Raw genomic sequence first — 18,543 nt, forward strand, 5'->3', positions numbered from 1 at the left:
ACTTCCCGGGTGAGGCGCGACCCCAAGCGGCGTCCCCGTGGGCGCCCTTGCACTGGGCCCTGGGCCTGGCGTCCTACGGACTGTTCGGTGTGGCGGTGTTGCATGCCGTCATGCTCAGCCGCGCCGAGCGCCTGATGCGCCAGAAGAAGCCGGGGCTGGCGCTTGGCATGCCGCTGCTGCGGCTGGAGCGCTTGACGTTCCAGTTTGTCGGCGCGGGGGTGGCCTTGCTCTCCTTGGCTCTGTTGCTGGGCTGGTGGTTCACGCCGCAGTGGCGGTGGGATCACAAGACTTTGCTTTCCGTGCTGGGCTGGGTGGTGTTGACCGGCTTGGTCACGGGACGGCGATTGTTCGGATGGCGCGGCCGGCGGGCGACACGCTGGCTCTATCTTGGAGCTGCCTTGCTGCTGCTGGGCTATGCCGGTTCGCGCTTCGTGCTGGAGGTGCTGCTTCAGCGCAGCGCAGGACACTGAATGAAATACCTGCTTCTGATCATCGGCTTGGCGGTCCTGGTGTTTGTGCTGGGGTTCAAGCGGGGACGCCCCCCCAAAGCGTCTGAAGTGCAGCGTCGGCCCGAGGCTGAGCCCTCCAAGGACATGGTCGCGTGTGCGCAGTGCGGACTGCATCTGCCCCGCGACGAGGCCTTGCCTGGTCGTGGCGGGCACTTTTGCAGCGCCTCACATCGCAATGCTTACGAGTCCAGCCATGCGCCATGAGTGAGGCCGGCCGGGTCGATGCACAGCGCCTGGCGCGCAGCCAGACAGGCGATAGTGACTTGTCCTGGTTCGGCCCGAGTGCGCAGGACAGCATGGACGCGGAGTGGGAAGAGCCAGAGGCAGCGGGGCAGTCGGGTGAAGACTCGCAGTTCTTTTTTCGACGCTCGCGGCGACGCCAGGCCGGGGAGGGCGCCTTTCAGCGCCTGTACCGAGCCTTCCTGGCGGCACGCGCTGCGCTCGGCCTGGCGCTGTTCGCAACCCAGCTGGTAGCGGCGTGGTTGGGGTCGGCGTCGCCGGACTGGGCGCTGCCGCTGTCGGGCTTCTATGCATTGCAGGCGCTGGCCTTGTGGATGCTGCCCTGGTTGCAGCGCGGTGCCACCGCCCATACGCTGGCCCGGCTGCACAGTCCGCAGTGGTTGGCCAGCATCGGCGTGGACCTCCTGGTGTTTGGTGTGTTGCATGCGCTGGATCGCGGATCCAGCGTCAGCTACGGTGCGCTGTTCGTCATGCCGGTCCTGATGGCCGGCGTGCTGACGCCAAGGTTGCTGGTGCTGGCGACCGCGGCCATGGCCGCCTTGCTGATGCTGGGCGTGGCCTGGTGGGCTGTGCTGCAAGGCGCTGACGTCGGGCAGCGGATGATGCAGACAGGCTTGTCGGGCACCGGCCTGTTCGTGGTCGGCCTGCTGGCCAGCGAATTGGCCAGCCGGCTGGCGCGAGAGGAGCGGGCAGCACGCGGCAGCATGGAATTGGCGCGGCAGCAGGCGCAGCTCAACCAGCTGGTGATCGATGAGATGCAGGAGGGCGTGCTGGTGGTGGACCGGCGCGGTCGTGTGCGGGCGGCGAATCCGGCCTCACGCGCGCTGCTGTCCAACGGTCACAAGGTGCGCCGCGCGCCCTTTCAGCTGCGCGGCGTGGCAGCCTGGGTTCCGCTGGTGCAGGCGGTGGAACGAGCCTTCGGCGAGGGCGGTTGGCCCGAAGAGGGGCGCGATGTGCTGCTGAGCTTCGAGGATGGGCTGCAGCGTGTGCTGCGGCTGCGCATGCGATTCACGCGTCAGCGCGAGTCGCAGGCCGGTGAGGATCTGTGCGTGATCTTCGTCGAGGACTTGCGGACCGTTCAGGCGCGCAGCCGGCAGGAGAAGCTGGCCGCCATGGGACGCGTATCGGCGGGTATCGCGCATGAGATCCGCAATCCGCTCGCAGCCATCGATCAGGCCAATGCCTTGCTGGCGGAAGACTGCGTGGCGCCGCAGCAGCGCCGGCTGGCTGCCATGGTGGCTTCGAATGTGCAGCGGCTCAAGCGCATTGTTGATGACGTGATGGAGGTGGCGCCTGGTGTCGTGCCGCAGCCGGTTCCCGTGGACGTATCGTCCCTGGTGGCCGAGGTCTGCGCCGAGTGGGTGCGTACCAACAAGCTGGAGACGGGGGCAGCCTGCCCCTTGGTCTGCAGCGCGCCGGCTCAGCCGCTTGTGGTGGCTTTCGACCCCGAACATCTGCGACGCGTGCTGGTCAATCTGCTGGACAACGCGCTGCGGCACGCGGCGCCGGGGCCGGCCTCGGTTCAGGTCAGCCTGCTGGCGCCGTCCGAGCAGGCGGCTCAGCTTGCGGTCTTCAGCGCAGGCGAGCCGATTGCGGTGGAGGTAGAACGTCACTTGTTCGAACCCTTCTTCTCGACCCGCAGCCGGGGTTCCGGCCTGGGTCTGTATATTTGCCGCGAGCTTTGCGAGCGCTACGGCGGGCGCATCGATTTCCGCCGGGCGGGGCCGCTTGAGACGGCGGGAAACGAGTTCGTGCTGACCTTGCGTCGTCTCAATGAACCCTCCACCCCTTCTGCATGAGCCATAAATTCAGCCTTCTGATCGTCGACGACGAGCCTGACTTGCGCACGCTGTATGAGCTGACCCTGCTGCGCGAGGGTTATGACATGGACACGGCTGGCACTGTGGAAGAGGCGCTCGAGCATCTGAAGCAGCGCAGCTACAGCGCAGTCATCACCGATATGCGCCTGCCGGATGGCAGCGGGCTGGATGTGCTGGGCTGGCTGGAGCAGCAGGGCCGCGCGGAGAAGGCCTTGGTCATTACCGCCTTTGGATCGGCCGAGAATGCGGTCGAGGCCTTGAAGGCGGGGGCCTATGACTACCTGACCAAGCCGGTTGATCTGCGCCAGTTCCGCAGCGTCGTGGCCTCGGCCCTGGGCCGCCTGCCGCAGAGTGTGCCGGCGGTGGTGCCGGCGGATTTGCCCAGCGAGCGTGCCGAAGCTGCGCCGCGGCCCTTGGATGCTGCCGCGGCGCACCAGGCGCGCAGCGAGGCTCGACCGAGCCGCGTGCGTGTTGAGCTCGACGGCGGCGCCAGTGCCTTGCGGCGGCTGGCCGGCGAATCGGACGTGATGTGTCAGGTGCGCGCCTTGATCGAGAAGGTGGCACGCAGCATGGCCCCGGTGCTGCTGCAGGGGGAGTCGGGCACCGGCAAGGAGCTGGTGGCGCGCGCCATCCATGAGGTGAGTCCGCGAGGCGCTCAGGCCTTTGTGGCTGTGAACTGCGGCGCCATCCCCGAGCAGTTGCTCGAGGCGGAATTCTTCGGCTACCGCAAGGGCGCGTTTACCGGTGCCAATGAGGACCGCGAAGGATTTTTCCAGGCAGCGCACAACGGGACGCTCTTTCTGGACGAGATCGGTGATCTGCCGCTGGCCATGCAGAGCAAGCTGCTGCGATCGATTCAGGAGCGGTCGGTGCGGCCGGTTGGCGCGGTGGCCGAGGCGCCGGTCAATGTCCGGATCCTGAGTGCCACCCACAAGGATCTGGGCGCCGAAGTCACGGCCGGGCGCTTTCGCCAGGACCTGTTCTACCGCCTCAACGTGATTCAGATCCGTGTGCCGCCACTGCGCGAGCGCATCGAGGATCTGGCGCTGATCGCCGAACGCGTGCTGGAGCGCATTGCCCGTGATGCGGGTGTGTCGCCCGCGCCGCAGCTCAGCCTAGCGGCGCTGGCCCAGTTGCAGCGCTATGCCTTCCCGGGCAATGTGCGCGAGCTGGAGAACTTGCTGCATCGCGCGCTGGCCTTGTCGGGCGGCGAACAGATCGCGGCCGACGACCTGGGCCTGCCGGATGCGTTGCTGGACGACTCGCAACTTGGTGCACTGGATGTGTTGGAGACCCCGGCCGGGCTGCCCGGCGTGATGGAGGCAGATCGCATCGAGCCGGATCTGCCACCGGACCTGGCCGCCTATCTCGATGAGGTGGAGCGCAGCATGCTGCTGCGCGCGCTGGCACGCCATCGGTTCAACCGAACGGCCGCCGGTGCAGCGCTGGGGCTTTCCTTGCGGCAGATGCGCTACCGGATGGCCCGTTTGGGCGTCAGCGAAGACTCTGGCGCTTGAAGTCCGCGCCCGGCCTCGTTGGCTCCGGCCGAAGGCCCGAGCCTGCGCAGGGTTGTCGCTCGGCCAAGCTGTGAGCGAATGTGTGCGCACGGCCGCGACCCCGGCCGGTCGGGTGCAAGTGCAGAAACAGCGGCGGCGAAAGCCGATGTGAGCGTTGGCGCGGCTTTGCAGCCATTTTGGCGCTGCAAACCGCATGCAATCTGCGCGTCGACCCGCCAGTGCCGATGGAATCGAAGCAGTCGCCTGGAGCTAGTCGCTGTGAGGCTTGTTCCGCGTGGATTCAGGCGCTCCGGCTAGCGCTTTCTGTTGCAGTGGTCAACGGGGTTCGCACGCTATCGGTAGTGCTTGAAGTGCCTTGGACCCCCAGATATAGTGTTCTACCATGCTATTCTGCTGACTTGGTAATACATCCATGCGCCACCTCGCCGCTGACCTGAATGCTTTCGCTGCGACGCTGCTCGCGGAGAAGGCGGTCGATGGCCAAGGAGCGCTGGCAGGCCAGCCCGGGCAGTCCGTAGATTCGACCCGGCAGCGGCGGCTTCACCCCTACAGGCAACGGCAAGACCCGCTTACGCAGAGTGCGTGACAGGACTTGCCGTGACCCATTCGAACAATCAGACGAGGACCCTTATGCAGACCATCGCAGTCAACCCGCACTCGCAAGCCGTGCCGGGCGTCCAGGCCGGCGAGCCCGCGAGCGCTCAGCGGCACTCGGCCTACGAGGCCTACCAGATCATCCGCCGCAATGGCGCTGTGGTTTCCTTCGAGCCCAGCAAGATTGCCGTGGCGCTGATGAAGGCCTTCCTCGCGGTGCATGGCACGACGGGTGCCGCCTCTGCGAGCGTGCGCGAGACGGTCGACGGCCTGACCGAAGCGGTGGTGCGCGCACTGCTGCGTTCGCGCCCCAGCGGTGGCACCTTCCATATCGAAGATGTGCAGGACCATGTTGAGCTCGGGCTGATGCGCGGCGGTCATCATGAGGTGGCCCGCGCTTACGTGCTGTATCGCGAGCGTCGCGCGCAAGAGCGCCTGGCCAAGGGCGAGGCAGCGCAAGCTGCAGTGCTGGAGTCGGGTCTGACGGTGATCGACAAGGGGCAGCGTCTGCCCCTGGATCTGGGCAGGCTCTCGGCATTGATCTCGTCGAGCTGCGAGGGCCTGGGCGCGGATGTGAAGGCCGACCCCATTCTGGCTGAGACCAAGCGCAATCTGTACGACGGCGTGCCGATCGATGAGGTCTACAAGGCGGCCATCCTGGCGGCGCGTACGCTGATCGAGAAGGACCCGGGCTACAGCCAGGCCACCGCGCGCCTGCTGCTGCACACGATCCGCCGCGAAATCCTCGGCGAGGAAGTGACGCAGGCCCAGATGGCCGAGCGCTATGCCGAATACTTCCCGACCTTCATCAAGAAGGGCGTGCAGGCCGAGTTGCTGGACGAGAAGCTGGGTCAATATGACCTCGCCCGTCTGGGTGCGGCGCTGAAGGCCGAGCGCGACTTCCAGTTCGACTACCTGGGTCTGCAGACGCTGTTCGATCGCTACTTCCTGCACACCGAAGGCAAGCGCATCGAGATGCCTCAGGCGTTCTTCATGCGCGTGGCCATGGGCCTGGCGCTGAACGAAATCGACCGCGAAGCCCGCGCGATCGAATTCTATGAAGTGCTGTCGAGCTTCGATTTCATGTCCAGCACGCCGACGCTGTTCAACTCCGGCACTCGTCGCTCGCAGCTCTCCAGCTGCTACCTGACCACGGTGGCCGACGATTTGGATGGCATCTATGAGGCGCTGAAGGAAAACGCGCTGCTGTCCAAGTTCGCCGGCGGCCTGGGCAACGACTGGACACCGGTGCGCGCGCTGGGTTCGCACATCAAGGGCACCAATGGCAAGAGCCAAGGCGTCGTACCTTTCCTGAAGGTCGTCAACGACACGGCAGTGGCCGTGAACCAGGGCGGCAAGCGCAAGGGCGCGGTCTGTGCCTATCTGGAGAGCTGGCACCTGGACATCGAGGAGTTCCTGGAGCTGCGCAAGAACACCGGCGACGACCGCCGCCGCACACACGACATGAACACCGCGAACTGGATCCCCGATCTGTTCATGCGCCGTGTCATGGATGGCGGCGACTGGACGCTATTCAGCCCGTCGACCTGCCCGGACCTGCACGACCTGTTCGGCAAGGCCTTCGAGAAGGCTTACTGCGAGTACGAAGCCAAGGTCGACCGTGGCGAGATCAAGCTGTTCAAGCGCATGCCCGCCAAGGACCTGTGGCGCAAGATGCTCTCGATGCTGTTCGAGACCGGCCACCCCTGGATCACCTTCAAGGACGCCTGCAACGTGCGCTCGCCGCAGCAGCACGTGGGCGTGGTGCACTCGTCCAATCTCTGCACCGAGATCACGCTTAACACCAACGACAGCGAGATCGCGGTCTGCAACCTGGGTTCGGTGAACCTGAAGCAGCACCTGAAGGATGGTCAGGTCGACCACGAAAAGCTGAAGAAGACGGTGGCGACGGCGATGCGCATGCTCGACAACGTCATCGACATCAACTACTACGCGGTCAAGAAGGCGCGTGACTCGAACCTGCGTCATCGTCCGGTGGGCCTGGGCGTGATGGGCTTCCAGGACGCGCTGTATGCACTGCGCACGCCGTACGCCTCCGACGCTGCGGTCGAGTTCGCCGACCGTTCGATGGAAGCCGTCTGCTACTACGCCTACTGGGCCTCGACCCAACTGGCCGAGGAACGCGGTCGCTACTCGTCCTACCGCGGCTCGCTGTGGGACCGCGGCATCCTGCCGATCGACTCGCTGGACCTGCTGGCCGAGGCGCGTGGCGGTTATGTCGAGGTGGATCGCAGCACGACGATGGACTGGGACGCGCTGCGCGCCCGCATCGCTGCCTATGGCATGCGCAACAGCAACTGCGTGGCGATCGCGCCGACCGCGACCATCTCCAACATCATTGGCGTGGACGCATCGATCGAGCCCTGCTTCGGCAACCTCTCGGTCAAGTCCAATCTGTCGGGTGAGTTCACCGTCATCAACGAAGCACTGGTGCGCGACCTGAAGAAGCTGGGTCTGTGGGACGACGTGATGGTGATGGACCTGAAGCACTTCGACGGGTCGCTGCGCCGCATCGACCGCGTGCCGGAAGAGCTGAAGAGCCTCTATGCCACTGCCTTCGAGGTCGAGACGCAGTGGCTGGTCGAAGCTGCCGCGCGCCGCCAGAAGTGGATCGACCAGGCGCAGAGCCTGAACATCTACATGGCCGGTGCTTCGGGCAAGAAGCTCGATGAGACCTACAAGCTCGCCTGGCTGCGCGGCCTGAAGACGACCTACTACCTGCGCACCGTGGGTGCGACGCACGCCGAGAAGAGCACGGTGACCAAGTCGGGTCAGCTCAACTCGGTGTCGAGTGGTGCTCCCGCAATAGTGTCGGCGCCTGTGGCTGCGCCGGTGGAAGAGTCGGTGCCGGCCACCGACATCAAGTTCTGCTCGATCGACAACCCGGACTGCGAAGCTTGCCAGTAAAAAACGGGGGGTCCGCGCACGCTGATTCGACGCATCGCGCTTGATGCGGCGAGTCGAATCAGAAGCTGGCCCCGCACTCTCAAAGCGGGTGATGGAGAAAACAGTCATCGCCCGCGATGCGAGTGTTCATCGATGCAAACGGCCGATCATGCATCGATGAACACTTGTATCGAGGACCTTGATTCGCTGCGCTGCCGATGCAGCACAGCAACAGCGCACGCTGCGCCTTGTCAATAAGTCCTTGGTGTTTTCGACACATCACTCCGATAATTCGACGCGATAGGAAATCCACCATGCTGGTTTGGGACGAAGACCTGAAGCCCTCTCATAGCGCCCCTGGCGGCGCCACTCCAAACGTCGCACCGAGCTCGGCTCCGGTCGCGCGGGCAGCAGTCTCCGCGGTACAGGCCGCAGTACATCAAGCCGGCTCAGCCGACCAGGCCGCAGCGCTCGCCGAGCGACGCGTCAACGTGGCCGACAAGCGCATCATCAATGGTCAGACCGACGTCAACCAACTGGTGCCGTTCAAGTACAAGTGGGCCTGGGAGAAGTACCTCGCCACCTGCGCCAATCACTGGATGCCGCAGGAAGTGAACATGTCGCGTGACATCGCGCTGTGGAAAGACCCGAACGGGCTGACGGAAGACGAGCGGCGCATCATCAAGCGCAACCTCGGTTTCTTCGTCACGGCCGATTCGCTGGCCGCCAACAACATCGTGCTGGGCACCTACCGCCACATTACCGCTCCCGAGGCTCGCCAGTTCCTGCTGCGCCAGGCCTTCGAGGAAGCGATTCACACGCACGCTTACCAGTACATCGTCGAGTCGCTGGGCCTGGATGAGAGCGAGATCTTCAATGCCTACCATGAGGTGCAGTCGATCCGGGACAAGGACGAGTTCCTGATCCCCTTCATCGACGCCATCATGGATCCGCACTTCCAGACGGGCACGCTCGAGAACGACCAGACGCTGCTGAAGAGCCTGATCGTGTTTGCCTGCCTGATGGAGGGCCTGTTCTTCTACGTCGGCTTTACGCAGATCCTGGCGATGGGGCGGCAGAACAAGATGACGGGTGCTGCCGAGCAGTACCAGTACATCCTGCGCGACGAGTCCATGCACTGCAACTTCGGCATCGACCTGATCAACCAGATCAAGCTTGAGAACCCGCAGTTGTGGACCGCCGAGTTCAAGGCAGAGATCAAGGTGCTTTTCCAGAAAGCGGTTGAGTTGGAGTACCGCTACGCTGAGGACACCATGCCGCGCGGCGTGTTGGGCTTGAACGCCTCGATGTTCAAGGGGTATCTGCGTTACATCGCCAACCGCCGCGCCACCCAGATCGGACTGGAGGAGCTCTTCCCTAACGAAGAGAACCCGTTCCCCTGGATGAGCGAAATGATTGACCTGAAGAAGGAACGTAACTTCTTCGAGACGCGCGTCATCGAATACCAGTCCGGTGGCGCGCTGTCGTGGGACTGAGTCAGGACACAAGGCAAGCCCGGCGGCTTGCCTTGTGCCTGACGAAGGCCAATTCGCCTGCAAGCGAATCGGCTGAGGCAGCAAGCATGGTCGTTGCCCTCAGTTCCCGCTGAGTTTGTTTGGAAGTCGTAGAGATTGGCAGCGTTGTCGACCCTGGTCCTAGAAGCCGGGGCGAGGGCGCTGCAAACCGATTCACCGCACCGGAGCGCTCCTCCTGGGCGACTTTGGGTGGTGAATAGCTGCACTGTGGCGGACCGGTCCGCTGTGGGCAGTGATCTTGCAACTTGATCAAGGAGAACTGTATGGCAACTGCAAAGAAGGCCGCCCCGGCCAAGAAGGCCGCTCCGGCAAAGAAGGCCGCCGCTCCGGCAAAGAAGGCCGCTGCTCCGGCGAAGAAGGCCGCTGCTCCGGCAAAGAAGGCCGCTGCTCCGGCGAAGAAGGCTGCTGCTCCGGCAAAGAAGGCCGCTGCTCCGGCGAAGAAGGCTGCTGCTCCGGCAAAGAAGGCCGCTGCTCCGGCGAAGAAGGCTGCTGCCCCCAAGAAGGCCGCTGCTCCGGCGAAGAAGGCCGCTGCCCCTAAGAAGGCTGCTGCTCCGGCGAAGAAGGCCGCTGCCCCTAAGAAGGCTGCTGCTCCGGCGAAGAAGGCTGCTGCCCCTAAGAAGGCCGCTGCTCCGGCGAAGAAGGCTGCTGCCCCTAAGAAGGCCGCTGCTCCGGCGAAGAAGGCCGCTGCCCCCAAGAAGGCTGCTGCCAAGCCGGCCGCTGCTGCAAAGCCGCCCGCAAAGAAGGCTGCCAAGAAGCCCGCTGCGAAGAAGGCCCCTGCCCCTGCTGCTCCTGCTGCTGCGAAGCCTGCGGCTGCCGCTCCTGCTGCCAAGACGGCATTGAGCCCTCAGGCCGCTTGGCCCTTCCCGACTGGCAACAAGCCCTGATCGGACAGGAGTTTCGACTCCATCAAACCCGGCTGCGGCCGGGTTTTTTTAATTCCGGCCCTGGTTGCAAGCCGCGGCATCTGCGCTCCGCCAGAGATGCTCGACGCTTTGGATCTCCATTGGTGCGCGTGTGCTGCTCGCGCCCGCTGCTGCCGCTCTTCAGGGATGGAAGATTTCGATGCTGTAGCCGCTGACGCGTTGCGCGCCGGTGCTGAAGACGATCTGCAGCGTCTCTTCGGCATTTCCGCCCAAGCTGGCGGCGGTGAGGTTGAAATCCGTCGGGGGCAGCATGCGTCGCGCCACGACAGCACCGTTGCTGTCGGTCAGACTCAGGTCAACCCACGGCAGAGCCACGGCATACGCTGCCTTGTTGTGCAGGCTGATGCGCAGTTTGTAGTTGTTGCCATTGCCGGCCACGGTCAATGCACTGTTCTCGACCGTCAGCGCATCAATGCGTCGCCAGGCCTTGAGTTCGCAGCCCGTGGTCGCGCAGAAGGCCTGAAGCAAAGGCGCGGTCTGCGGAAAGAGTGCCTGCAGCGCATCCCGAAACTGCCATGTGAGCTGCGCGCTCAACATGACAGTCAGCAGCAGCACACCAAGCGCAAGAGACGCGCGCACCAGCGGCCGCTGCCAGCGCGAGGCCACCTCGGCCTGGCGCAGGAAGCCCGCGGTCGCCAAAGGCTCGGTGGCTGGCTCCGCTTGTGTGCTTGGTGTTGCAGCAGGAGGAGTCGCAACAGGTGCAGCCGGCGGCGCAGTGACGGCTGATGCGCTGGCGTCCGGCTCGGCAAGCGCTGTAATCGGGGTGGTCGAGATCACATGCGTCGGAGACTCCTCCGGTCCGCCGTTATCCACCCAGTAGGGCTCACGGCGTCCTGGCGGGCGCGCTGCATGGCTCGCCGATGGCGGCGTCTGCGGCAGATCAGGCTCGAGCTCGACGTGGATGTCCTGCTCATCTGATGCCTGGTTCGCCGTTTCGCTCCGGGTGTGGCCGTCTTCGCGCGGCATGGCCCAGGTGACATCGTCGGTGCGCTGCGGGACTTCGGCGACAGCATCGGCGTGCGCCATCTGTTCAGCTTCGGCGGGTAGCTCGATATCGGGTGCCGCAGCAGGCCAGGGGGGTGGGGCTTCCCGGTCGATGTCGAACAGCTGTTCTCGGGCATCAAACACTTCGGCGCAGCGGCCGCAGCGCACCCAGCCTTCTGAGACGCGCAACTGATCCTGCACCACCCGGAAGATGGTGCCGCAAGCGGTACAACGGGTGGCCAGACTCATGCCGTGATCATGCCATGAGCACGCGCTGTTTCACGCGTGCATCAAGCGCGTTGGCCGGTCATCAGGATCCAGCCTTCCTCGCTGTCGCTGACTTCCAGCTTGAGCCAGGGCGCATAGGCGGCCTTCAGGTCATCAGCCTGCCGCTCCAGGATGCCGGCGAGCACCAGATGGGCACCGGGGGCCAGGTGTTGACAGAGCAAGGGGGCCAGCAGCTTCAGCGGCGTGGCCAGGATGTTGGCCAGCAGCAAGGGGTACTCGCCGTGCGCCTGGTCGGGCAGTCCGGCATTCAGCGTTACGCCATTGGCCTTGGCGTTGTCGTTGGTGGAGGTGACAGCCGCCGGGTCGATGTCGACCGCGTCGATTTGGCGTGCGCCGTGCAGCGCAGCGCCGATGGCCAGGATGCCCGAGCCGCAGCCGTAGTCCAGCACCCGGTCCCATGTCGGGGCCAGGTCTTGATGCTGGGCGATCCAGCGCAGGCACATGCGGGTGGTCGGGTGGGTGCCGGTTCCGAATGCCAGGCCCGGGTCCAGGCGCATCACACGCTTGGCTTGCGCAGGGGCTTCATGCCAGGAGGGCACGATCCAGAAGTCGCTGGTGATCTCCACCGGCGCGAACTGCGATTGCGTCAGCCGTACCCAGTCCTGCTCAGCGACGGCCTGGATGGTCTGCACATGCACGTCCTGCGCCCACTCCTGCGCAAGCAGCAAGGTGGCCGCTTCAGTGGCTTCGGCCTCGCTGGGGAACAGTGCCTTGACGACCGAACGCTCCCAGCCCGACTTGGGCGCTGGCATTCCGGGCTCGCCGAACAGGGCCTTCTCGGACTCGGTGTTGGCATCGGCGTCCTCGACTGAAACCGCCAGCGACTCGACCTCCATCAGCGCGTCACTGACGGTCTCGACATCGTCCTCGCGGCAGATCAGGACCAGTTCATGCAGGGTGACAGGGGTGCTCATGGGCGACCTTCAAAAGAGAATCCCCGGGACGGCTTGCGCCGTGCCAGGGAGTCCTGTGAACAAGCAGAGCTGACGGGCAGCCTTGCACATGGGGAAAGAGCTTAACGCTTGTGCTGGCTCATCCAGCCTTCGAGGTAGTGGATGCTGGTGCCGCCTTCGACAAACTTGGCGTCCACCATCAACTCGCGGTGCAAGGGGATGTTTGTCTGGATGCCTTCGACCACCGTCTCCGACAGCGCGATGCGCATGCGCGCCAGTGCCTGCTCGCGGGTGTCGCCGTGCACGATGATCTTGCCGATCATCGAGTCGTAGTTGGGCGGCACGAAGTAGTTCGTGTAGGCATGCGAGTCCACCCGCACACCCGGCCCGCCGGGCGGATGCCACATCGTGATGCGGCCGGGCGAGGGCGTGAACTTGACCGGGTCCTCGGCATTGATGCGGCACTCTATCGAATGGCCGCGCATCATGATGTTGCGTTGGGCGAAGGGCAGCTTCTCGCCAGCGGCGATGCGGATCTGCATCGCGACGATGTCGATGCCGGTCACCATCTCGGTCACCGGGTGCTCCACCTGCACGCGGGTGTTCATCTCGATGAAATAGAACTCGCCGTTTTCGTACAGGAACTCGAAGGTGCCGGCACCGCGATAGCCCATCTTCTTGCAGGCGGTGGCGCAGCGGTCGCCGATCTTCTCGATTACGCGGCGCGGAATGCCTGGTGCCGGCGCCTCTTCGATGATCTTCTGATGGCGGCGCTGCATCGAGCAATCGCGCTCGCCCAGCCAGACAGCATTCTTGTGGCTGTCCGCCAGCACCTGGATCTCCACGTGGCGCGGGTTCTCCAGGAATTTCTCCATATAGACCTGCGGATTGCCGAAGGCCGCTGCGGCCTCGCTGCGCGTGGTCTGCACCGCGTTGACCAGGGCTGCCTCGGTGTGGACGACGCGCATGCCGCGTCCGCCGCCGCCACCGGCCGCCTTGATGATGACCGGATAGCCGACCGAGCGCGCGATACGGACGATCTCTTTCGGATCTTCCGGCAGTGCGCCTTCCGAGCCGGGCACGCAGGGCACACCGGCGCGGATCATGGCCTGTTTGGCCGAGACCTTGTCGCCCATCATGCGGATGTTGTCCGGCGTCGGGCCGATGAAGGTGAAGCCGCTGCGCTCGACGCGCTCGGCGAAGTCGGCGTTCTCGCTGAGGAAGCCATAGCCGGGGTGGATGGCCTCCGCATCGGTCACTTCGGCCGTGGCGATGATGGCCGGCATGCTCAGATAGCTTTGCGCGGACGCTGCCGGGCCGATGCAGACGGCTTCATCAGCCAGCTTCACATACTTGGCGTCGCGATCGGCTTCTGAATAGACCACCACCGACTTGATGCCCAGCTCGCGGCAGGCGCGCTGGATCCGCAGGGCGATTTCGCCTCGGTTGGCGATGAGAATTTTCTTGAACATAGGTGCCTCGGCTCAATCGCCCTGCTGTGCTGCGCACACCGCGCAATGTGCCGCGCCCGCGGCGCGTCCGCGCTGCGCGCGAGCGCCTCGGTTGGCGATGAGAGTTTTCTTGAACATGGCCTGCAAGTCTTATTCGATGACGAACAAGGGCTGACCGAACTCCACCGGCTGTCCGTTCTCGCACAGGATCTTGGTGATGGTGCCACTCTTGTCGGCATCGATCTCGTTCATGATCTTCATCGCCTCGATGATGCAGATCGCTTCGCCTTCCTTGACCTGCTGGCCCAGTTCCACGAATGACTTGGCATTGGGGCTGGACGCACGGTAGAAGGTGCCGACCATCGGCGACTTCACCACGTGGCCGGTCTCAGCAGCCGGGGCGGCGGCAACGGGCAGAGCCGCGGCGACCGGGGCCGCTGCGGCCACGGTGGCGACGGGCGCACTGGCAACCGGCACGGCTTGCATCATCACGCCGGCAGGGGCGGCCTCAGACTTGACGATGCGCACCTTGCCGTCGGCTTCGGTGATTTCAAGTTCGGAAATGTTCGACTCGGAAACCAGGTCGATCAGTGTCTTCAGCTTGCGCAGATCCATAGTCTTCTCCAACGGAAAGTTTGTTTTCTAGCCCGATACGGCTCGGCTGCAAGGCCGCGCCAGGGGGGCGCTATTGCTTCTGGCCAGGCTGCAGCTTGGCGACTGCATACTGAAGCGCCAGCAGATAACCCTGCGCGCCCAGCCCGCAGATCACGCCCTCGGCGAGCTCGGAAAAGAAGCTGTGATGCCGGAACGCTTCACGCTTGTGAATATTGGACAGATGGACTTCGACAAAAGGCAGTCCGACCGCCGCCAAAGCGTCACGCATCGCGACGCTGGTGTGCGTGTAGGCGGCTGGATTGATGATGACGAAAGCCGTGCCGTCTCGGCCGGCCGCCTGGATCCGGTCCACCAAGGCACCCTCATGGTTGCTTTGGAAGGATTCCAGTCGAACTCCGGCATCCGCAGCCAACTTCGTCAAATCGGCGTCGATCTGCGCCAAGGTTCGCGATCCATATACCCCGGGCTCCCGGCTTCCCAGAAGGTTGAGGTTCGGTCCGTGAATCACAAGAATCTGCATCTGTGCTGTGCCCAACCGATTAGAGCCTGGACACTAGAAGCGATAAAGGCTGGACTTTACGCTTTTTAGGCGCTGATCCCGGCAAGCGCCAGAAAATTTATCGCTTGACCCGGTCGCGCATTTGCGGCTGACCCAACTCAGGGCTGGCTGCTGCCCAGCAGCCTCAGTTCGGCCAGATTCGTCGCACCCAGCTTGCGCCAGACGATCTCGCCGCTGGGATCGAAGGCGACGCTGAAGGGCAGGCCGCCTTGCGGATTGCCCAGGCTGCGTGACAGCTCGGTGCCCGTCAGGCCCGCCAGACCAATGGGAAAGCTGACCGGTGTCTTCTGCAGGAACTCACGCACCGGCGTGGGCGCGTCCACCGCCAGCCCGAGCACCTCCCAGCCCTTGGCCAGATGCTCGCGTCGGAACTGGTCGAGTTCCGGCATCTCCTTGACGCAAGGCGGGCACCAGGTGGCCCAGAAATTCAACAGCAGCGGCTTGCCGAGGAAGTTTCGGGTCTGCAGCTGGCCGCCCTGCGGCTGCTCGAAGCTCGCGGTCCAGAAGGCCTGGGCTTCCTTCGACAAAGGCTTGGGCGCATGCTGGCGCAGCGAATAGGCCAGTCCCATTGCCGCGGCGCCCAGGCCGGCGACGGCATAGACGATCTGGCGCCTGCGGCTGGAGGGGCGGGACGTTTCAGTCATGAGGCTTGTCCAGTTCTTCTTGAATCAGTTTGCGCAAAGCGGGCAGGTCGCCACGCTCGCTGCGGCCGCGGCCGTCCGGCTTGAGCGCGCCGCGCAGGTCGTCGTGGTCGAGGATGGTCAATGCAATCGTCACGCTCTCGCCCAGTTCGCGGCAGAAGGCGGCCAAGACCAGCATGTCCACCGACCGGCCGCGCGGGTCGCTACCCTGCCCGACGTCGTAGTCGATGCCGGCGTTGAGCAAGGCGATCTCGGCCGCCTTGGAGTCGTCGCAGAACAGCTGAAGGTGGATGTTGGACAGGCGCGTGGCCGTGCCACGCCAGACCGCTCCACTCAAGTGGGGGCGGAACTCGGCCAACCGCTCCATCCAGAGCGCGGCCAGCTGGCGCAGCGCGGCCAGTTCGACGGGGTGCGTATCGGCGCAGAACAGCGCCAGGTAGTCGCGTACCTCGTCTTCCAGCGACTCGTTGTCGGGCAGCGCCGAGCGCTTGGGCAGGCCCAGCACCTTCAGCGCCCGATGCTTGGCGGGGCCGTACTCCAGGCCTTCCTCCACCACCAGGCGGGCGGCGGTGGCGGCGATTTCTCGGATCAGATCGTCAGAAGCCATGACTTCAAGGCAGATCAACCGCGCCCATGCGCGCTTCGATGGTGGCGGCGCGCGAGAGCAGATAGGGCGAGGCCGGACGTTTCTCAAAGCGCTTGGGCGCCGGCAGCATCACTGCCAGCCGCGCGGCCTGGTTGGTCGAGAGCCGTGCCGCATCGACCCGGAAGTAGTAGCGCGCCGCCGCCTGCGCGCCGAACACGCCTTCGCCCCATTCCACATTGTTCAGATAGATCTCCAGCAGGCGTTGCTTGCTCAGCAGCGCTTCCAGCATCAGGGTCAGCGCCAGCTCCTGGCCCTTGCGAACGAAATTGCGCTCGCCGCTAAGGAACAGATTCTTGGCCAGTTGCTGGGTGATGGTGGAGCCGCCAACGACCTTGACGGGCGGCGCCGGCCGACCCGCTGGCGCGCGGGCCGTCTGGCGTGCCAGCTGGGCCTCGGCCTTCTGGTTGCGCTCCCAGGCTTTCTCCATCGCATCCCAGTCCACGCCCGCATGCTCGGCGAAGCTGGCGTCCTCGCTGGCGATCACCGCGCGCTGCAGATGCTTGGAAATGGCCGGCAACTCCACCCATTGCTGAGTCCACAAGACCTGCTGCTTCTCGCTGGCCAGGCGCCAGATCTCCGAGCGCTGGAAGCTGGTGGACTGCGGGTCCAGCAGATTCATCAGCGCGATGCGTCCAGCGAAGTAGAGCTGCAGCGCCACCAGGCCCAGCAGCAGCAGGGCGAGCAAGCGCAGCAGGGCCTGGGTCACAGCCTTCATGGCAGCGCGTCGACCTCGGTGCGCAGGGCCGCCAGCACCGGCGCGGTGTCCGGCTTGACGCCGCGCCACAGCTCGAAGGCTTCGGCAGCCTGCTCGACCAGCATGCCCAGGCCGTCCCGGGCCTCGGCGCCCTGGGCGCGGGCCCAGTCGAGAAAGGGGCGGGCTGCCGGGCCGTACATCATGTCCAGCGCCAATGCGCCGGGCACCAGCGCTGCAGCTGCCACCGGCACGCCGGCGCCGGCCAGGCTGGCGCTGGTGCCGTTGATCAGCACGTCGTACGCCGCGCCGCAGTCGTCCAGCGCACAGGCCCTCAGCCTGACGCCCTGCTGTTCGGCCAGTGCGCGGTGGCTATCCACCAGCGCTTGCGCCTTGTCGACGCTGCGGTTGGCGATCACCAGCTCGGCCGGGCGTGCCGCAATCAGGCTGCCCAGCACGCCGGCCGAAGCGCCGCCCGCGCCCAGCAGCAGTGCGCGCTTGTGTGCCAGCGGCCGGGCGGCGTTGTGCTCGATGTCTCGCACCAGGCCGGCGCCATCGGTGTTGTCGCCGAACCATCCCTCGCCGTCGAAGCGTAGCGTGTTGACCGCACCAGCCAGCGCCGCGCGCGGACTCAGGCGCACCGCCAGCGCATGGGCCTCGAACTTGAAGGGCACGGTGACATTGCAGCCGCGCCCACCTTCCGCGGCAAAGCGGCGGATGCTGGCCTCGAAGCCGTCAAGCGGACACAGCAGGCGCTCGTAGACCAGGGCCTGGCCGGTCTGCGCGGCGAAGCGTGCGTGGATGTCGGGCGAGCGGCTGTGCGCCACCGGGTTGCCGGCCACCGCATAGCGATCTGTGTTGTTCATGGGGCTTGTCCGGACAAGGTGGTCTCCAGCCCGTCTTCACGAGTGAACTTGAAGCGCGAGGTGATCACCAGCACCTCGGCGCCGCGCAGCATGGCCGGCGTGAAGTTGCCGAAGGGCGACGCGGCCCGGACGATGGCCACGGCGCGCCGGTCCAGCATGCTGTTGCCGGAGGAGGCGACGAGGTCGGTCTCGATCACGCGGCCGCGCGCATCGACGTGGATGTTCAGCACCAGCTCGCCATAGAGCTTGCGCCCTTGGTAGGTGGGAAAGTCGCGCGTGCCGCGCTCTTCAATGCGGCGGCGCAGGCCGTCGTAATACTGGGCGTAAACCACCTCGCGCGTGGCCGGGCTGATGTAGCGCTTGCGCGGGCGGGCATTCTCGTCGTTGACGCGCTTCTCGATCTCGGCCAGCAGCTGCACGAGGCGGCGCCGTTTCTCGGCCTGTTCGACCGCGTCGGGTGAACCGCGGTCGCGTTGCGGGTCGGGTGCCGGCAGCAGCGCCAGTTCGCGCCTCACCGTGGCCAGCAGCTGTTGCTGCTGCTCCTGCAACTTGGCGATCTGCGCGCGCTGCACCTCGCTGGAGTCACCCGAATCCAGCAGCGGCGACGGCGGCAGCGGCGAGGTGGCGCGGCCCTTGTCGGCCTCGCCACCGCCGGCCAGATTGGCCTGGGCCAGTGCTTGCGCCTTGGTCGGGGCCTCATTGCCCTTGGTGTTGACCAGCACCACCTCCAGCGGCGTGTCCTGAAAGATGCGGTTGAAGCTCTCCGGGTCCACGATGCGCAAGGTCAGCAGACCGCCGTGCAGGGCCAGCGAGGCCAGCAAGGCAATCTGCAGCGTGGAGAGCCGGCCCAGCATCGTCAGGTCG

Annotated in this window: 17 protein-coding genes; 7 read left to right on the plus strand and 10 right to left on the minus strand. The window is 65.3% G+C overall.

Annotation, left to right across the window (positions count from 1 at the left end; all coding sequences use genetic code 11):
• The 7 genes from ACIQ67_RS15135 to ACIQ67_RS15165 all read left to right on the plus strand — a co-directional run.
• On the plus strand, positions 1-470 hold a 470-nt coding region (locus ACIQ67_RS15135; protein ID WP_397535211.1), incomplete at its 5' end, for an inner membrane protein YpjD.
• Positions 471-713 (plus strand): PP0621 family protein, encoded by a 243-nt coding sequence (locus ACIQ67_RS15140; RefSeq protein ID WP_397535212.1) that lies wholly within the window; start codon positions 471-473, stop codon positions 711-713. It abuts the gene before it with no gap.
• Positions 710-2,548 carry a sensor histidine kinase gene (locus tag ACIQ67_RS15145; RefSeq protein ID WP_397535213.1) on the plus strand — a complete coding sequence of 613 codons (1,839 nt, stop codon included), beginning with the start codon at positions 710-712 and terminating at the stop codon, positions 2,546-2,548. Before ACIQ67_RS15140 ends, ACIQ67_RS15145 begins: the two co-directional genes overlap by 4 nt.
• Positions 2,545-4,086: a sigma-54-dependent transcriptional regulator gene (locus ACIQ67_RS15150; protein ID WP_397535214.1), complete on the plus strand. Its 1,542-nt coding sequence runs from the start codon at positions 2,545-2,547 to the stop codon at positions 4,084-4,086. The genes ACIQ67_RS15145 and ACIQ67_RS15150 overlap by 4 nt, the downstream gene beginning before the upstream one ends.
• 630 nt (positions 4,087-4,716) lie before the next feature.
• Complete coding sequence (locus tag ACIQ67_RS15155) at positions 4,717-7,608, plus strand: ribonucleoside-diphosphate reductase subunit alpha (protein ID WP_397535215.1); 2,892 nt, start codon at positions 4,717-4,719, stop codon at positions 7,606-7,608.
• Between the two features lie 293 nt (positions 7,609-7,901).
• Complete coding sequence (locus ACIQ67_RS15160; protein ID WP_397535216.1) at positions 7,902-9,083, plus strand: ribonucleotide-diphosphate reductase subunit beta; 1,182 nt, start codon at positions 7,902-7,904, stop codon at positions 9,081-9,083.
• 302 nt (positions 9,084-9,385) lie between these two features.
• Entirely contained in the window at positions 9,386-10,006 is a 621-nt protein-coding gene (locus tag ACIQ67_RS15165) for a histone (protein ID WP_397535217.1), read from the plus strand.
• A 159-nt stretch (positions 10,007-10,165) separates the two neighbouring features.
• Here the strand turns inward: ACIQ67_RS15165 and ACIQ67_RS15170 are convergent, their stop codons facing one another.
• The 10 genes from ACIQ67_RS15170 to ACIQ67_RS15215 all read right to left on the minus strand — a co-directional run bounded on the left by ACIQ67_RS15170 (position 10,166) and on the right by ACIQ67_RS15215 (position 18,533).
• A complete protein-coding gene (locus ACIQ67_RS15170; RefSeq protein WP_397535218.1) occupies positions 10,166-11,278 on the minus strand; it encodes a zinc-ribbon and DUF3426 domain-containing protein in 1,113 nt (370 codons plus the stop codon).
• 41 nt (positions 11,279-11,319) lie between these two features.
• Positions 11,320-12,213 carry a 50S ribosomal protein L11 methyltransferase gene (gene prmA / locus ACIQ67_RS15175; protein ID WP_397535226.1) on the minus strand — a complete coding sequence of 298 codons (894 nt, stop codon included), beginning with the start codon at positions 12,211-12,213 and terminating at the stop codon, positions 11,320-11,322.
• Positions 12,214-12,332: 119 nt separating this feature from the next.
• Entirely contained in the window at positions 12,333-13,682 is a 1,350-nt protein-coding gene (gene accC, locus ACIQ67_RS15180; RefSeq protein WP_397535219.1) for an acetyl-CoA carboxylase biotin carboxylase subunit, read from the minus strand.
• A 129-nt stretch (positions 13,683-13,811) separates the two neighbouring features.
• On the minus strand, positions 13,812-14,276 hold the full coding sequence (gene accB, locus ACIQ67_RS15185; RefSeq protein ID WP_397535220.1) for an acetyl-CoA carboxylase biotin carboxyl carrier protein: 465 nt from the start codon (positions 14,274-14,276) through the stop codon (positions 13,812-13,814).
• Between the two features lie 70 nt (positions 14,277-14,346).
• Positions 14,347-14,796: a type II 3-dehydroquinate dehydratase gene (aroQ, locus tag ACIQ67_RS15190; protein WP_397535221.1), complete on the minus strand. Its 450-nt coding sequence runs from the start codon at positions 14,794-14,796 to the stop codon at positions 14,347-14,349.
• A gap of 137 nt (positions 14,797-14,933) precedes the next feature.
• Positions 14,934-15,479 (minus strand): TlpA disulfide reductase family protein, encoded by a 546-nt coding sequence (locus ACIQ67_RS15195; protein WP_397535222.1) that lies wholly within the window; start codon positions 15,477-15,479, stop codon positions 14,934-14,936.
• The gene (locus ACIQ67_RS15200; RefSeq protein WP_397535223.1) at positions 15,472-16,083 is read right to left on the minus strand and encodes a hypothetical protein; all 612 of its coding nucleotides are present in this window, start codon (positions 16,081-16,083) and stop codon (positions 15,472-15,474) included. Before ACIQ67_RS15200 ends, ACIQ67_RS15195 begins: the two co-directional genes overlap by 8 nt.
• 4 nt (positions 16,084-16,087) lie before the next feature.
• A complete protein-coding gene (locus ACIQ67_RS15205; RefSeq protein ID WP_397535224.1) occupies positions 16,088-16,837 on the minus strand; it encodes a transglycosylase domain-containing protein in 750 nt (249 codons plus the stop codon).
• Entirely contained in the window at positions 16,834-17,679 is an 846-nt protein-coding gene (gene aroE / locus ACIQ67_RS15210; protein WP_397535225.1) for a shikimate dehydrogenase, read from the minus strand. Before aroE ends, ACIQ67_RS15205 begins: the two co-directional genes overlap by 4 nt.
• A complete protein-coding gene (locus ACIQ67_RS15215) occupies positions 17,676-18,533 on the minus strand; it encodes an energy transducer TonB (protein ID WP_397535227.1) in 858 nt (285 codons plus the stop codon). The genes aroE and ACIQ67_RS15215 overlap by 4 nt, the downstream gene beginning before the upstream one ends.
• Positions 18,534-18,543 lie beyond the last annotated feature (10 nt).

Origin of the sequence: Roseateles sp., from assembly GCF_044373315.1 — a bacterium.
Lineage (GTDB): Bacteria > Pseudomonadota > Gammaproteobacteria > Burkholderiales > Burkholderiaceae_C > JACDQM01.

Coding starts and splice junctions, on each gene's coding strand:
- ACIQ67_RS15165 (WP_397535217.1), top strand. CDS start 9,386: ATGGCAACTGCAAAGAAGGCCGCCCCGGCCAAGAAGGCCGCTCCGGCA.
- ACIQ67_RS15200 (WP_397535223.1), bottom strand. CDS start 16,083: ATGGCTTCTGACGATCTGATCCGAGAAATCGCCGCCACCGCCGCCCGC.
- ACIQ67_RS15140 (WP_397535212.1), top strand. CDS start 471: ATGAAATACCTGCTTCTGATCATCGGCTTGGCGGTCCTGGTGTTTGTG.
- aroQ (WP_397535221.1), bottom strand. CDS start 14,796: ATGCAGATTCTTGTGATTCACGGACCGAACCTCAACCTTCTGGGAAGC.
- ACIQ67_RS15195 (WP_397535222.1), bottom strand. CDS start 15,479: ATGACTGAAACGTCCCGCCCCTCCAGCCGCAGGCGCCAGATCGTCTAT.
- ACIQ67_RS15155 (WP_397535215.1), top strand. CDS start 4,717: ATGCAGACCATCGCAGTCAACCCGCACTCGCAAGCCGTGCCGGGCGTC.
- ACIQ67_RS15205 (WP_397535224.1), bottom strand. CDS start 16,837: ATGAAGGCTGTGACCCAGGCCCTGCTGCGCTTGCTCGCCCTGCTGCTG.
- ACIQ67_RS15160 (WP_397535216.1), top strand. CDS start 7,902: ATGCTGGTTTGGGACGAAGACCTGAAGCCCTCTCATAGCGCCCCTGGC.
- ACIQ67_RS15170 (WP_397535218.1), bottom strand. CDS start 11,278: ATGAGTCTGGCCACCCGTTGTACCGCTTGCGGCACCATCTTCCGGGTG.
- ACIQ67_RS15215 (WP_397535227.1), bottom strand. CDS start 18,533: ATGCTGGGCCGGCTCTCCACGCTGCAGATTGCCTTGCTGGCCTCGCTG.
- ACIQ67_RS15150 (WP_397535214.1), top strand. CDS start 2,545: ATGAGCCATAAATTCAGCCTTCTGATCGTCGACGACGAGCCTGACTTG.
- ACIQ67_RS15145 (WP_397535213.1), top strand. CDS start 710: ATGAGTGAGGCCGGCCGGGTCGATGCACAGCGCCTGGCGCGCAGCCAG.
- accB (WP_397535220.1), bottom strand. CDS start 14,276: ATGGATCTGCGCAAGCTGAAGACACTGATCGACCTGGTTTCCGAGTCG.
- accC (WP_397535219.1), bottom strand. CDS start 13,682: ATGTTCAAGAAAATTCTCATCGCCAACCGAGGCGAAATCGCCCTGCGG.
- aroE (WP_397535225.1), bottom strand. CDS start 17,679: ATGAACAACACAGATCGCTATGCGGTGGCCGGCAACCCGGTGGCGCAC.